Annotated in this window: 13 protein-coding genes; 6 read left to right on the forward strand and 7 right to left on the reverse strand. The window is 65.1% G+C overall.

All coding sequences use genetic code 11. From position 1 onward, the window contains the following. Positions 1-5: 5 nt before the first annotated feature. The 5 genes from NJG22_RS05830 to NJG22_RS05850 all read right to left on the reverse strand — a co-directional run bounded on the left by NJG22_RS05830 (position 6) and on the right by NJG22_RS05850 (position 7,057). Positions 6-1,238 carry an electron transfer flavoprotein subunit alpha/FixB family protein gene (locus NJG22_RS05830; protein WP_253093194.1) on the reverse strand — a complete coding sequence of 411 codons (1,233 nt, stop codon included), beginning with the start codon at positions 1,236-1,238 and terminating at the stop codon, positions 6-8. After that, complete coding sequence (gene dgcB / locus NJG22_RS05835; protein WP_253093195.1) at positions 1,238-3,190, reverse strand: dimethylglycine demethylation protein DgcB; 1,953 nt, start codon at positions 3,188-3,190, stop codon at positions 1,238-1,240. The genes NJG22_RS05830 and dgcB overlap by 1 nt, the downstream gene beginning before the upstream one ends. Before the next feature lie 207 nt (positions 3,191-3,397). Further along, complete coding sequence (dgcA, locus tag NJG22_RS05840) at positions 3,398-5,458, reverse strand: dimethylglycine demethylation protein DgcA (RefSeq protein ID WP_253093196.1); 2,061 nt, start codon at positions 5,456-5,458, stop codon at positions 3,398-3,400. A gap of 15 nt (positions 5,459-5,473) precedes the next feature. Then, positions 5,474-6,004: a DUF5943 domain-containing protein gene (locus tag NJG22_RS05845; RefSeq protein ID WP_217850974.1), complete on the reverse strand. Its 531-nt coding sequence runs from the start codon at positions 6,002-6,004 to the stop codon at positions 5,474-5,476. 75 nt (positions 6,005-6,079) lie between these two features. Continuing rightward, positions 6,080-7,057 carry a dipeptidase gene (locus NJG22_RS05850; protein WP_016392223.1) on the reverse strand — a complete coding sequence of 326 codons (978 nt, stop codon included), beginning with the start codon at positions 7,055-7,057 and terminating at the stop codon, positions 6,080-6,082. Positions 7,058-7,343: 286 nt separating this feature from the next. On the opposite strand from NJG22_RS05850, the gene NJG22_RS05855 reads away from it, so the two are divergent. Further along, on the forward strand, positions 7,344-7,745 hold the full coding sequence (locus NJG22_RS05855; RefSeq protein ID WP_253093197.1) for a lysozyme inhibitor LprI family protein: 402 nt from the start codon (positions 7,344-7,346) through the stop codon (positions 7,743-7,745). Between the two features lie 114 nt (positions 7,746-7,859). Here NJG22_RS05855 and NJG22_RS05860 read toward each other — a convergent pair whose 3' ends face one another. Further along, the gene (locus tag NJG22_RS05860; protein ID WP_253093198.1) at positions 7,860-8,903 is read right to left on the reverse strand and encodes a metallophosphoesterase; all 1,044 of its coding nucleotides are present in this window, start codon (positions 8,901-8,903) and stop codon (positions 7,860-7,862) included. A gap of 118 nt (positions 8,904-9,021) precedes the next feature. Continuing rightward, entirely contained in the window at positions 9,022-9,972 is a 951-nt protein-coding gene (locus tag NJG22_RS05865) for a GlxA family transcriptional regulator (RefSeq protein ID WP_253093199.1), read from the reverse strand. A 157-nt stretch (positions 9,973-10,129) separates the two neighbouring features. On the opposite strand from NJG22_RS05865, the gene choX reads away from it, so the two are divergent. The 5 genes from choX (at position 10,130) to NJG22_RS05890 (ending at position 14,130) form a co-directional block, all read left to right on the forward strand. Next, positions 10,130-11,074, forward strand: coding sequence for a choline ABC transporter substrate-binding protein (gene choX / locus NJG22_RS05870; protein WP_253093200.1), 945 nt, complete (start codon positions 10,130-10,132; stop codon positions 11,072-11,074). An 89-nt stretch (positions 11,075-11,163) separates the two neighbouring features. Continuing rightward, positions 11,164-12,048, forward strand: a complete 885-nt coding sequence (locus NJG22_RS05875; protein WP_253093201.1) for a 3-keto-5-aminohexanoate cleavage protein — start codon at positions 11,164-11,166, stop codon at positions 12,046-12,048. Positions 12,049-12,112: 64 nt separating this feature from the next. Next, positions 12,113-13,078 carry an L-carnitine dehydrogenase gene (locus NJG22_RS05880; protein WP_253093202.1) on the forward strand — a complete coding sequence of 322 codons (966 nt, stop codon included), beginning with the start codon at positions 12,113-12,115 and terminating at the stop codon, positions 13,076-13,078. Positions 13,079-13,089: 11 nt separating this feature from the next. Further along, positions 13,090-13,569 carry a thioesterase family protein gene (locus tag NJG22_RS05885; RefSeq protein ID WP_253093203.1) on the forward strand — a complete coding sequence of 160 codons (480 nt, stop codon included), beginning with the start codon at positions 13,090-13,092 and terminating at the stop codon, positions 13,567-13,569. A 303-nt stretch (positions 13,570-13,872) separates the two neighbouring features. Next, a complete protein-coding gene (locus NJG22_RS05890; protein WP_217850996.1) occupies positions 13,873-14,130 on the forward strand; it encodes a hypothetical protein in 258 nt (85 codons plus the stop codon).

Here is a 14,130-nt window from a genome sequence, read left to right on the forward strand (position 1 = left end):
CGCCCCTATGCCGCGTCGCGCTGGCCGCCGCTGCGGAAGTTGTCCACAGCCTCGATCAGTGCCTGGAGAATCGCCGAGCTGTCGCCAATCACCGACAGGTCGGCCCGTTTGATCATGTCGCAGCCTGGGTCCAGGTTGATCGCCACCACCTTGTCGCAGGCGCCGATGCCTTGCAGGTGCTGGATGGCGCCGGAGATACCCACAGCCACATAGACCCGCGCCGTGACCCAGGTGCCGGTGGCACCCACCTGGCGGTTGCGCGGCATGAAGCCATCGTCCACCGCCACCCGCGAGGCCCCTTCGGTGGCACCGAGGGCCGCAGTGGCCTTGTGATACAGGTCCCAGTCCTTGACGCCGTTGCCGCCGGAGACGATGAACTCGGCCTCGGCCATGGCGATGGTCGCCGGGTCCACGGCCACCGCGCCGAGGTCTTCGATGCGCGACAGGCTGCGCGCGACGCCTGTGAACAACTCCACCGGCAGCGCTTCGTGACGGGTTTCGCTGACCGGCTCGGCGCATTCCGCCGCGCCCAGGATCACGCGTGGCACGGCGCGTTGCAGGTCCTGCTGGCCGGCACCGGCGCGGCCGATGCACTGGCCGTCCTTGATCTGCCACACCCGCGTCGCCGGGCGTTCGCCCAAGGCCGCGCCGAGGCGCCGGCCCAGCTCGCCGCCACCGGCGCGGCTGTCGGGCAGCAGCCAGTGGCGTGGGGTGAACTGGTTATCCACAGCACGCAAGCCCTGCACCAGCTGCTCCGGTGCATAACCCTCGAAGGCCTCGCCCTCGATGACCAGCAGGCGGTCGACACCGGCTGTGGAAAAGTTGTTTTCCTTGTGCTCGCCGAACACCACTGCCAGCACCGCGCCGTCGCTGCCGGCCAGGCCATGGGCCAGGCCGAGCAAGTCGCGGTCGTGGCTGCTCAGGCGGCCGCCGACCATGTCCGGCACCACGGCGATGTAGAACGCCGGGGCTGGCACCTGGTGCAACGGCAACTGCACTTCGACCGCCACCGTGCGCCGCCCGCCGACACCGGTGCCCTGCTGGGCGCCGCTGCGGTCGATGCGCTTGAGGCCGGCCGGGCCGATGAAGCCGGCGGCGAGCGCATGGGGGTTCTTGCGGATCAGGCCATTGGGGCCCATCCAGCGGGTCTGTTGCGTCTGCATCGCCGCATGCAACGGATGCAGGCGGTTACGGGCGATCCACTCGGCGCGTGGGTCGCGGCGGATGATGTCGCTCATCAATGCACCTCCGCAGGTTCACGTTTGACCGTTGGCGACTTTGCGGCCGACGGGGTTTGCTCTTCGATCAGCACATCGGCCACCAGCTCGGCCAGATCCTTGATCTGCGGGCGCGGTTCGACCACGCCTTCGAGCATCGCGGTGCACTGCGGGCAACCCACGGCCACCAGTTCGGCCTCGGTCTCGCGGATGTCGTCCATGCGCATGTCCGGGATCCGCTGCTTGCCCGGGATATCGGTGATCGGCGCGCCGCCGCCACCGCCGCAGCAGCGGGAACGGAATCCCGAGCGCTGCATCTCGCGCACTTCGATGCCCAGCGCCTTGAGCACGGCGCGCGGGGCTTCGTACTCGCCGTTGTAACGGCCCAGGTAGCATGGGTCGTGGTAGGTGACGCTGCCACCCTTGTGCTGGCCGAGGTTGAGTTTCTTCGCCTCGATCAGTTCGGCGATGTAGGTGCTGTGGTGCTGCACCTGGTACTCGCCGCCGAGCGCGCCGTACTCGTTCTTCAATACATGGAAACTGTGCGGGTCGCAGGTGACGATGCGTTGGAACTTGTACTGGGCCAGGGTCTGGATATTGCGCTTGGCCAGGTGCTGGAAGGTCGCTTCGTCGCCCAGGCGCCGGGCCACGTCGCCGCAGTCGCGCTCTTCCAGGCCGAGCACGGCAAAGTCGACGCCGGAGGCCTTGAGCACTTTGACGAACGAACGCAGGGTGCGCTGGTTGCGCATGTCGAAGGCGCCGTCACCAACCCAGAACAGCACCTCGGTGGTTTTCACCTGCGCCAGCAGTTGCAGGTTGAGGTCCGCCGCCCAGTTCATCCGCCCGCCGGGAGCGAAGCCACCGGGGTTGTCGGTGGCGATCAGGTTGTCCAGCACCTCGGCGCCCTTGTTCGGCGTCGCGCCCTTCTCCAAGGTCAGGTGACGGCGCATGTCGACGATGGCATCGACGTGCTCGATCATCATCGGGCACTCCTCGACGCAGGCCCGGCAGGTGGTGCACGACCACAGGGTTTCGGCATCGACCAGGCCATTGACGATCGGCTGGTGCGGGTGACCGCCATGTTCGCCGAGCGGCTTGCCAGGGTAGGGGCTGCCGGCGAACTGCGCATCGGTGCCACCCGCCAGGCCGATGACCATGTCCTGGATGAGCTTTTTCGGGTTCAGCGGCTGGCCGGCGGCGAAGGCCGGGCACATGGCCTCGCACTTGCCGCACTGCACGCAGGCATCGAAGCCGAGCAATTGGTTCCAGGTGAAGTCCACTGGTTTTTCCACGCCCAGCGGAGCGTTCGGGTCTTCCAGGTCCAGCGGCTTGAGGCCGGTGGAGCGCCCCCCGCCGAAACGCTCGGCGCGGCGGTGCCAGGCCAGGTGCAGGGCGCCGGCAAAGGCGTGTTTCATCGGCCCACCCCAGGTCATGCCGAAGAACAGCTCGGACACGCCCCACAGCACGCCGACGCCCAGCACGGCCACCAATACCCAACCGCCGGTGCCTGCCGGCAGGATGCCCGCCACCGGCAGCGTGGCGATGAAGAAGCTCGCCGCGAACATCAGCAGGCTTTTCGGCAAGCGCATCCACGGGCCCTTGGACAGGCGCGCAGGAGGGTCGAGCCGCCGTTTGAAGACGAACAACGCGCCAGTGAACATGATCAGCGTGGCGACCAGCAAGGCATAGCCAAGGATCTTGCTGTGCAGGCCCAGGCCGTGCACCACGATCGCCAGCACGGCTGACAACACGAAGCCGCCAGCGGTGGCCACGTGGGTCTTGGACATGTACTTGTCGCGCTCGACCACATGGTGCAGGTCCACCAGGTAGCGCCGCGGCATGGCCAGCAGGCCGCCGAGCAGGTCGACCTTGCTTGGCCGCCCACGCCGCCACATGCGCACCCGGCGCAGGGCGCCAAGCACCGCCAGCGCAAGGGCGGTGAACAGCAGGATGGGTAGAAGGGTGTTCAACATGGGAAGCTCCCACAACAGCTGGATTCTTGCGCCACTCCCAAGAGCGGCGCGGACCCCTGTAGGAGCGGCCTTGTGTCGCGAAAGGGTCGCCGAAGCGGCCCCAGCATTCTCAGCGCTTATGAATTGCTGGGGCCGCTGCGCAGCCCTTTCGCGACACAAGGCCGCTCCTACAGGGGGGCCAGTCCCGCCTCTAGCGAGGCGGTGCGATCAGAAATCCTTGCACAGGCGCAAGGCGTCGTAGATCGCCGCATGCACGTTGCGCTGGGCCACGCAGTCGCCGATGCGGTACAGCAGGTAGCCTTCGCCCGGCTGGCTGAGGATCGGCTGCGCCTTGATGGCGAACAGCGCCTCCACGTCGATCTGGCCCTTGTTGCGCGAACCTTCCTTCAGCGCGTAGTACAGCTGCTCGTCAGGGCGCACGCCGTTCTCCACCACCACCTGGTCGACCACCCGCTCTTCCTTGGCGCCGGTGTACTCGTTCTCGAGCACCGCCACCAGCTTGTCACCCTCGCGGTAGACCTTCTCCAGCATCATGTCGCCGGTCATGATCACTTCCTTGGGGTACATGCTGCGGTAGTAGGTCGGGAAGGTGGTGCCGCCCATGGCCACGCCCGGCTTGATGTCGTCGGTGACGATCTCGACCTGGCTGCCCTTGTCGGCGATGAAGTCGGCCACCGACATGCCGGTGAACTCGCAGATGGTGTCGTACACCAGCACGTTCTTGCCCGGCGCGACCTTGCCGTCGAGCACGTCCCAGCTGCTGACCACCAGCCCTTCGGCGGCGCCCCAGTGCTCGTTCTGCTCGAGGAACGAATGCCCGCCCACGGCCAGCACGATGATGTCCGGGCGCAGGTCCTGGATGGTCGCCACGTCGGCGGCGGTGCCCAGGCGCAGGTCGACCTTCAGCCGCGCCAGCTCCAGCTGGTACCAACGGGTGATACCGGCAATCTGGTCACGCTGCGGCGCCTTGGCGGCGATGGTGATCTGCCCGCCGATCTGCTCTTTCTTCTCGAACAGGGTCACCTCGTGGCCACGCTCGGCCGCCACCCGGGCCGCTTCCATGCCGGCCGGGCCGGCGCCAACCACCACCACCTTGCGCTTGGCACCGGTGCTCTTCTCGATGATGTGCGGCACGCCCATGTATTCACGGGAAGTCGCGGCGTTCTGGATGCACAGCACATCCAGGCCCTGGTACTGGCGGTCGATGCAGTAGTTGGCACCGACGCACTGCTTGATCTGGTCGATCTGGCCCATCTTGATCTTGGCGATCAGGTGCGGGTCGGCCATGTGCGCGCGGGTCATGCCGACCATGTCGACATAGCCGCCTTCGAGGATGCGCGTGGCCTGGTTCGGGTCCTTGATGTTCTGCGCGTGCAGCACCGGGACCTTGACCACTTCCTTGATGCCGGCCGCCAGGTGCAGGAACGGCTCCGGCGGGTAGCTCATGTTGGGGATGACGTTGGCCAGGGTGTTGTGGGTATCGCATCCCGAGCCGACCACGCCGATGAAGTCGATCATGCCAGTGGCGTCGTAGTAGGCGGCGATCTGCTTCATGTCCTCGTGACTGAGGCCGTCGGGATGGAATTCGTCGCCGCAGATGCGCATGCCCACGCAGAAGTCGTCACCGACCTCGGCGCGCACGGCCTTCAGTACTTCCAGGCCGAACTTCATGCGGCCTTCGAAGGTGCCGCCCCATTCGTCGGTCCGCTTGTTGACCCGCGGGCTCCAGAACTGGTCGATCATGTGCTGGTGCACCGCCGACAGCTCGACGCCGTCCAGGCCGCCTTCCTTGGCACGCCGCGCCGCTTGCGCGTAATTGCCGATCACCCGCCAGATCTCTTCCACCTCGATGGTCTTGCAGGTGGCGCGATGCACCGGTTCGCGAATGCCCGACGGCGACATCAAGGTCGGCCAGTTGAAACCGTCCCAGCGCGAGCGGCGGCCCATGTGGGTAATCTGGATCATGATCTTGGCGCCATGCTTGTGCATGGCGTCGGCCAGGTTCTGGAAGTGCGGGATGATGCGGTCGGTGGCCAGGTTGACCGACGACCACCACTCCTGCGGGCTGTCGATGGCCACCACCGACGAGCCGCCGCAGATGGCCAGGCCGATGCCGCCCTTGGCCTTCTCTTCGTAGTACTTCACGTAGCGGTCGGTGGTCATGCCGCCGTCGGTGGCATAGACCTCGGCGTGCGCGGTACTGAGCACGCGGTTGCGGATGGTCAGCTTGCCGATCTGGATCGGCTGGAACATTGCTTCGAAGGCCATGACGCTATCTCCGGCTTACAACGGCTTTGTAACGAACAGGCCATCTTCGTGGCCTTCTTCCGACCCGCCGTAGACCTGTTCGGCCACGGTGCGGATCTTGCTGCCGCGGGCAGCGAGAATCTGGTCCATGGCACCGGCGAACCAGCCGGTGAACATGTAGTCGACCTTGCGCCCGCACTTGCCATAGACGTACACGAACGCCGAGTGCTTGAGCTTGACGCTGCAGGTGCCTTTATCCAGGTCGATGTCCTGGATCTGGAACAGGCCCCAGCCACGCTGGCTCAGGCGCTTCATGTAGTGCTCGAACACCGCCACGCCCTCCAGGCCATGGCACTCGGCCTCTTTCTCGCACCAGTGCCAGGCAGACTTGTAGCCGGCCTTGTAGAGGATCTCGGCGTACTTGTCAGCGCCCAGCACTTCCTCGATGCCCATGTGGTTGTTGACGAAGAAATGCCGTGGCACATACAGCATCGGCAAGGCATCGCTGGTCCAGACACCGGTCTCGCTGTCGACTTCGATTGGCAATTGCGGGGCGATCTTGGCCATGGAAACTCAACTCCATAAAATTTTTGTTTGGGTGCCCCGGCGTTGCTGGCAGGGGCTTCAGGCTTGGAGAGCGGCTTACTCGCCCCAGACGTCTTTCAGTACGTTGACCCAGTTTTCGCCCATGATCTTGCGCACCACGCGCTCGGAATGGCCGCGCTTGAGCAGCGTCTCGGTGAGGTTGGGGAACTCGCCGACGGTGCGGATGCCCAGCGGGTTGATGATCTTGCCGAAGTTGGTCAGGCGCCGGGCGTAGCCCTTGTCGTGGGTCAGGTACTCGAAGAAGTCCTGGCCGTGGCCCTGGGTGAAGTCGGTTCCGATACCGATGGCGTCTTCACCGACGATGTTCATGGTGTACTCGATGGCCTCGGCGTAGTCGTCGATGGTCGAGTCGATGCCCTTGGCCAAAAACGGCGCGAACATGGTCACGCCGACGAAGCCGCCGTGGTCGGCGATGAACTTAAGCTCTGCATCGGACTTGTTGCGCGGGTGTTCTTTCAGGCCGGAAGGCAGGCAGTGGGAATAGCAGACCGGCTTCTTCGACTCGAGGATGACTTCCTCGGAAGTCTTGGAGCCGACGTGGGACAGGTCGCACATGATGCCGACGCGGTTCATCTCGGCGACGATCTCGCGGCCGAAGCCCGACAGCCCGCCGTCACGCTCGTAGCAACCGGTGCCGACCAGGTTCTGGGTGTTGTAGCACATCTGCACGATGCCCACGCCGAGCTGCTTGAACACGTCGACGTAGGCGATCTGGTCTTCGAACGCGTGGGCGTTCTGGAAGCCGAAGAGGATGCCGGTCTTGCCCAGCTCCTTGGCCTTGCGGATGTCGGCAGTGGTACGCACCGGCATCACCAGGTCGCTGTTGTCGCGGATCAGCTTCTGGCTGGCGGCGATGTTGTCGACAGTGGCCTTGAAGCCCTCCCACACCGAGACCGTGCAGTTGGCCGCGGTCAGCCCGCCCTTGCGCATGTCCTCGAACAGCTCGCGGTTCCATTTGGCAATGATCAGGCCATCGATGACGATGCTGTCGGCGTGAAGTTCGGCTGGGCTCATCAGGCTGTCCCCTTTTATTGAAGTTTGCCCGCGCCGAACCTTGTGCCGGCGCTTTGGGGCCAGCATATGCCTGCCGCCCGCGGCGCCCCGACGCAAAAACGACAGGGGGTTTGCCGAAAGCGTCAAGGGCCGCCACGGCAGGCTCTGGCCCGCCCCAGGCAGATGAGAGTAAGTCTCGTCTGCTGGTGCTGTAAGGCTTTGATGAACTTTTCGCCGGGGAGCTATCGCCAGGGCCGAGGCTGAGCGAGAATCCCAGCGGTTCGTCAGCCTGATCAGGAGAAAACGGATGAAAGCAATGGCATGGCTGGTCTTGTTGGCCGTGGCCGGCGGCGCCCACGCCGCCGAGGAAGACAGCACGCCCTGCGACAACGTCGAGACCGACCAGCAGGGCTACGCGTGCGCCGCCTACAACAAGCAGACCGCCGAGCGCGAGCTGAAGTCGGCCTACGACGACCTGATCCAGCGCATCCGCGACCAGTACGCCGATGACAGCGACCAGGCCGCGGCGCTGAGCGCCAAGATGGACGCCGCGGAAAAACTCTGGGTGCAATTGCGCGATGCCGACTGCAAGGTCGAGACCTATGCCGAGAAACCCGGCAGCAAGGCCTACGAAGCGGCCTGGAACACCTGTGTGGCGCAGCGTAGCGATGAGCGCTCGGAGTACTTGCAGTCGATCGGGCAGCAGTAAGGCGTCACGCCAAACTCCCGTAGGAACCAGCCGTGCTGGCGAACCACGCGCGCGATGGATGGCATCGGCCATGCCGGTGTTCGCCGGCAAGCCGGCTCCTACAAGGGCGTGCAATCAGGCCTCTGCCGCTTTCAGCTCGACCACATGGGTCTTGCCGAAATGCCCGTCCATGCTCACCTCGTCCACCAGCAACTGCTGCGCCGGCCAATCGAAGGTCAAACGCAGGTAGGTGCCCGCATTCAGCGCACCGGCCTTGAAATGGGGGACATTGCCAAAGGCATGGTACTTGCCGAGGTTCCAGTGCTTGTGCCCGGAGAACACTGCGGTCACACCATAGGTCTCGAACAACTTGGGTACCTTGCTGTGGCGCAGATACGGGTCCGCCCAATGTTCGGAAATATGCATGTTGACGAGCATGATCTCGCCGTTGGCCGAGGCCTCCTTCAATTGCTGCTCCAGCCAATCCAGCGAGCGCGTGATGTTGAAGTGGCGCTTGGGCTTGAATGACCAGCCGCCGCCGGTGCTCCATTGCCGCTCATAGGTCGGTTCGTTGTTCAGCTGGATGATACGCACGCGCCCCACGGTCACCGAGTAGGACAGCGAACCCTCATGGGTGTCGTTTTCATAACGGTAATCGAAAGCGTTGACCGGCCCCATGGCCTGGACCCAGGCAATCTGGTCGCAAACAGCATCGCGGGCGCAGCCGTTGTTGGCGCAGTCATTCACATTGTTGTCGTAGTCATGGTTGCCCAACCCAGGCAGCATCAGCGGCCCGCCCACGCCAACCGCCATCTTGCGGAACATCTTCTGCACGGCGCTGCGCTCGCCGCCATGGCCGAACTCGGTGATGTCGCCATTGATCACCACCGGCACGTGGTACGGCTCGGCACGCTCGCGGGCGATCGCCTCGTAGACCGACGCGGTCTTGTGCCAGCCGGAGGAATCGATTTCCTCCTGGTATTCGTCGAAACGCTGGCTCATGTAGCGAAACGCCTGCGGGTCGGAGGCGATGATCATTTTCTGCCGGCCTTGAGGGTAATCCGCCAGTCGGTTCCAGCCGGGCTGGTAATAATCCCCGTAGGTGTCGGTCCTGGTGTCTTCGCAGCCCTGCACCGCCGCATTGGCGTGCCCGGCGGCGAGCAGCGAAGCGAGTGCCAAGGCCAAGCACCAGGTCTTTGGGGTATGTGTTGCAGGAAACATCTCGGTAATCCTTGTTCGTTCAATGGACTACCTACGCTAAAGATGAATGCCTCCGACAATAATCGGGAAACAGATCCTACTCACGAGCAGCGCGCGCCTGACGATCCTGGCGCGGACAGCGCGCGAACCGTGCCCGATAGCAGCGAGTGAAGTACGACGCCGACTCGAAGCCACAGGCCAACGACACCTCGAGCACGCTCATGTCGGTCTGGTGCAGCAACTGCCGCGCCTTGTCCAGGCGCAGGCGCAGGTAGAAACCTGTGGGGGTGTCGTCCAAGTGCAGGCGAAACAGCCGCTCCAACTGGCGCCGGGTCACCTGCACCGCATCGGCCAGCACCTGGGTGTTGAGTGGCTGCTCGGTGTTGCGCTCCATCTCGCCGATCACCTTCACCAGCTTCTTGTTGCTGATCCGGTAACGGCTGGCGATCTGCATGCGCTGATGGTCCTGGCGCGGGCGAATGCGGCCCAGTACGAACTGCTCGGACACCTGCACCGCCAGCTCGCTGCCATGGGCCTGGGCGATCAGGTCGAGCATCAGGTCGATCGAGGCGGTGCCGCCGGCGCAGGTGATGCGCCGGCGATCGATCTCGAACAGCTCCTGGGTCACCTGCAGCCGTGGATAGCGCTCCTTGAACGCATCCAGCGCCTCCCAGTGCAAGGTCGCGCGGTAACCGTCGAGCAGGCCGGCCTCGGCCAGCACGACCGGGCCGGTATCGATACCGCCCAATATCACCCCTTCATGGTCGAGCCGGCGCAGCACCTGCTGCAAGCGCGGGCCATAGCAGGCCAGCGGCTCGAAACCGGCGACGATCAGCAGCACCGCGCCCGACTCGCCGCTGCCCAGCGCAGCGTCGGCGTTCACCGACATGCCGTTGCTGGCCAATACCGCGCCGCCATCCAGGCTCAATACCCGCCAGCGATACGACGGGCCCTGGAACCGGTTGGCCACCCGCAGCGGCTCCAGGGCGCTGATGAAACCCATTGCCGAAAAGCCGGGCAACAGCAGGAAATGAATCAATTGCGCCATTGCATGCTCGGGGTTGAAGGGGGTCGCCTGCGTGCAAGTGTTGGTCGCCAGGGTGCGATTTTCCACCCTGGCAGCAGGGTAGCGTGTTCACACGGTGCAACGGTTCGAAAAACGCACCGACCCACAATAAAAAACGCCCTGCCGATGGAGAGCCACCATGCATCGCTTGATCCGCCGCAGCCTGACCACCCTTGCCCTGAGCAGCATCGCTGCAACCCCGCTTTTCGCCGCCGAGCCTGCGGCCTGCAAAAATGTGCGCCTGGGCGTGGTCAACTGGACCGACGTCATTGCCACCAGTGCCATGGCCCAGGTACTGCTCGATGGCCTGGGCTACCAGACCAAGCAGACCAGCGCCTCGCAACAGATCATCTTCGCCGGTATCCGCGACAGGCGCCTGGACCTGTTCCTGGGTTACTGGAACCCGATCATGACCCAGACCATCACCCCGTTCGTCGAGGCCAAGCAGGTCAAGGTCCTCGACCAGCCCAGCCTGGAAGACGCCCGTGCCACCTTGGCGGTGCCCAAGTACCTGGCCGACAAGGGCTTGAAGAACTTCGCCGATATCCACAGGTTCGAGAAGGAACTGGGCGGCAAGATCTATGGCATCGAACCCGGCTCCGGCGCCAACACCCAGATCAAGGCGATGATCGCCAAGAACCAGTTCGGCCTGGGCAAGTTCCAGCTGGTCGAATCCAGCGAGGCCGGCATGCTCGCCGCGGTAGACCGCGCGGTACGGCGCCAGGAAGCGGTGGTGTTCTTCGGCTGGGCGCCGCACCCGATGAACGTGAACATCGACATGGTCTACCTCGGCGACAGCCAGGGCGCCCTGGGCCCGGACGAGGGCCGTGCCACGGTGTGGACGGTGACCGCGCCGGACTATGCCCAGCGCTGCCCCAATGCCAGTCGGCTGCTGGCCAACCTGAGCTTCAGCGCCGAGGACGAGAGCCGGATGATGCAGCCGCTGCTCGATCACAAGGATGCCCTGGAGTCCGCCCGCCAGTGGCTCAAGGACCACCCCGAGGACCAGGCCCGCTGGCTAGAGGGCGTGACCACCTTCGACGGCAAGCCGGCCGCGAACAACCTCAAGCTCAGCGCCAACTGACAGGTCCTCATCGCCTGCCCCCCCACTGACAGGTCCGCCTGCTCGGTGTAGGAGCGGCCTTGCCAACCAGATATCACAAGGAACCCAGCATGAACCACGACGTCATCATCACCTGCGCCCTCACCGGCGCCGGCGACACGGTCGCCAAGAGCCACCTGGTCCCGGTCACTCCCAAGCAGATCGCCGAATCCGCCGTCGAGGCCGCCAAGGCCGGCGCCACCGTGGTCCATTGCCACGTCCGCGACCCCGAAACCGGCCGCTTCAGCCGCGACGTCAACCTTTACCGCGAGGTCATGGAGCGCATCCGCGAAGCCGACGTCGACATCATCGTCAACCTCACCGCCGGCATGGGCGGCGACCTGGAGATCGGCCCGGGCGAGTCGCCGATGGCATTCGGCCCAGGCACCGACCTGATCGGGCCGCTGGAGCGCCTGGCCCATGTCGAGGCACTGCTGCCGGAGATCTGCACCCTGGACTGCGGCACCCTCAACTTTGGCGATGGCAACGCCATCTATGTCTCCACCCCGGCGCAATTGCGGGCCGGCGCCAAGCGCATCACCGAGCTGGGGGTGAAGGCCGAGTTGGAAATCTTCGACACCGGCCACCTGTGGTTCGCCAAGCAGATGATCAAGGAAGGCCTGCTCGAAGATCCGCTGTTCCAGCTGTGCCTGGGCATCCCGTGGGGCGCCCCGGCCGACACCACCACCATGAAGGCCATGGTCGACAACCTGCCAGCCAACGTCACCTGGGCCGGCTTCGGCATCGGCCGCATGCAGATGCCAATGGCCGCGCAGGCCGTGCTGCTCGGCGGCAACGTGCGGGTGGGCCTGGAAGACAACCTGTACCTGGACCGTGGGGTGTTGGCCAGCAACGGCCAGCTGGTGGAACGCGCCGCCGAAATCATCACCCGCATGGGCGCTCGCGTGCTGACCCCGGCCGAAGGCCGGGAAAAGATGAACCTCAAGCGCCGCTAACCCCTGTAGGAGCCGGCAAAGCCGGTGCCAGCCACCGCCCCATCAGATGCCCCTGGAGTTCGACATGCCTTTCATCACCGACATCAAGACCTTCGCCGCCCTGGGTAGCGGCGTGATCGGCAGCGGCTGGGTCGCGCGCGCCCTGGCCCACGGCCTGGACGTGATCGCCTGGGACCCGGCGCCCGGCGCCGAAGCCGCCCTGCGCAAACGCATCGCCAACGCCTGGCCAGCCCTGCACAAACAGGGCCTGGCGCCCGGCGCCGCGCAGGAGCGGCTGACCTTCGTCGCCACCCTCGAGGCGTGCGTGCGCGACGCCGACTTCATCCAGGAAAGCGCCCCCGAACGCCTGGACCTCAAGCTCGACCTGCACGCGAAGATCAGCGCCGCGGCCAAGCCCAACGCGATCATCGGCTCCAGCACCTCGGGTTTGTTGCCCAGCGAGTTCTACGAGTCGGCCAGCCACCCCGAGCGTTGCCTGGTCGGCCACCCGTTCAACCCGGTTTACCTGCTGCCACTGGTGGAGATCGTCGGCGGCAATCGTACCACCCCAGAGGCCATCGAAGCGGCGAAAACCATCTACAGCGCCCTGGGCATGCGCCCGCTGCATGTGCGCAAGGAAGTCCCCGGCTTCATTGCCGACCGCCTGCTCGAAGCGCTCTGGCGCGAGGCCCTGCACCTGGTCAACGACGGGGTCGCCAGCACCGGCGAGATCGACGATGCGATCCGCTTCGGCGCCGGCTTGCGCTGGTCGTTCATGGGCACCTTCCTCACCTATACCCTGGCCGGTGGCGACGCCGGCATGCGCCACTTCATGGCCCAGTTCGGCCCGGCGCTGAAGCTGCCCTGGACCTACCTGCCGGCACCCGAGCTGACCGACAAGCTGATCGACGATGTGGTCGAAGGGACTGCCGAGCAACTGGGCGAGCGCAGCATCGCCGCGCTGGAGCGCTATCGTGACGATACCCTGCTGGCGGTGCTGGAGGCGGTACGCGCCAGCAAGGCCAGCCATGGCATGGCCTTCGGCGAATAAAGGAGACGACGATGCCCGCACTGACCACCTACCACACCCGGATATTGCCGGACTGGGTCGACTACAACGGCCACCTGCGTGACGCCTACTACCTGCTGATCTTCAGCTACGCCACCGATGCGCTGATGGAGCGCATCGGCCTGGATGCCGATGCACGGGGCCAGAGCGGGCATTCGCTGTTCACCCTGGAGGCGCACATCAACTACCTGCACGAGGTGAAGCTCGATACCGAGGTGTGGGTGCAGACGCAGATCATCGGCTTCGACCGCAAGCGCCTGCACCTGTACCACAGCCTGCACCGGGCGGGGTTCGACGAAGCATTGGCGGCCAGTGAGCAGATGCTGCTGCATGTGGATCTGGCCGGGCCGCGCTCGGCGCCGTTCGGGGAAAGCAGTGGGCAATTGCTGCAGGCATTGGCGAGCGATCAGGGTGATCTGCCAGCCCCTCGATTCGTCGGGCGCACCTTGCAGCTGCCGGAACGCTCCAGGTAAGTGCAGCGGAGGATGACACCGGCCATGCCGGTGTTCGCCAGCAAGGCTGGCGCCACAAAAAATAACCCCGGAAAGCCGTGAGCATCCGGGGCCAAGAGCGAGCAACATCCACTGGGCGCGCGGGAGGGTGACCAAACCCTCGGTGCCGTGAATGACCTCAGTGTGCGGCCTTCCCCGCCTCTCGATTTAGCCGTAAACGACCTGTTCTTAGCCAAAGCGGCCATCGTGACAATCTGCGCTTGCCGGGCTCTCCCTGGCGGTCACAGAATCGGTCGCAAACAACACAAGCGAAGGACAACAGCCATGATGCATGCAGATCTGATCGACCAGGACGACCTGCTGGGCCAATTGCGCTCGCGGGGTTTCGATATTCCGGCCGGCGCCAGTGCCGAGCAGGCCTGCGAGGTGGTGGTGCGGGGCCTGACCGAGCCCAACGCGCGGGCACTCAAGGGCATGGTGGAGCAGATGTACACCGGCAGCGCGACGATCCTGCCGGCGGTGCGCCAGGCCATCGACAAGCAGTTGCTGCCGGCGCTGGCGCAGTTCAACAGGCGCGGCTGA

Origin of the sequence: Pseudomonas sp. VA159-2 (assembly GCF_024126635.1) — a bacterium.
GTDB lineage: Bacteria > Pseudomonadota > Gammaproteobacteria > Pseudomonadales > Pseudomonadaceae > Aquipseudomonas > Aquipseudomonas muyukensis.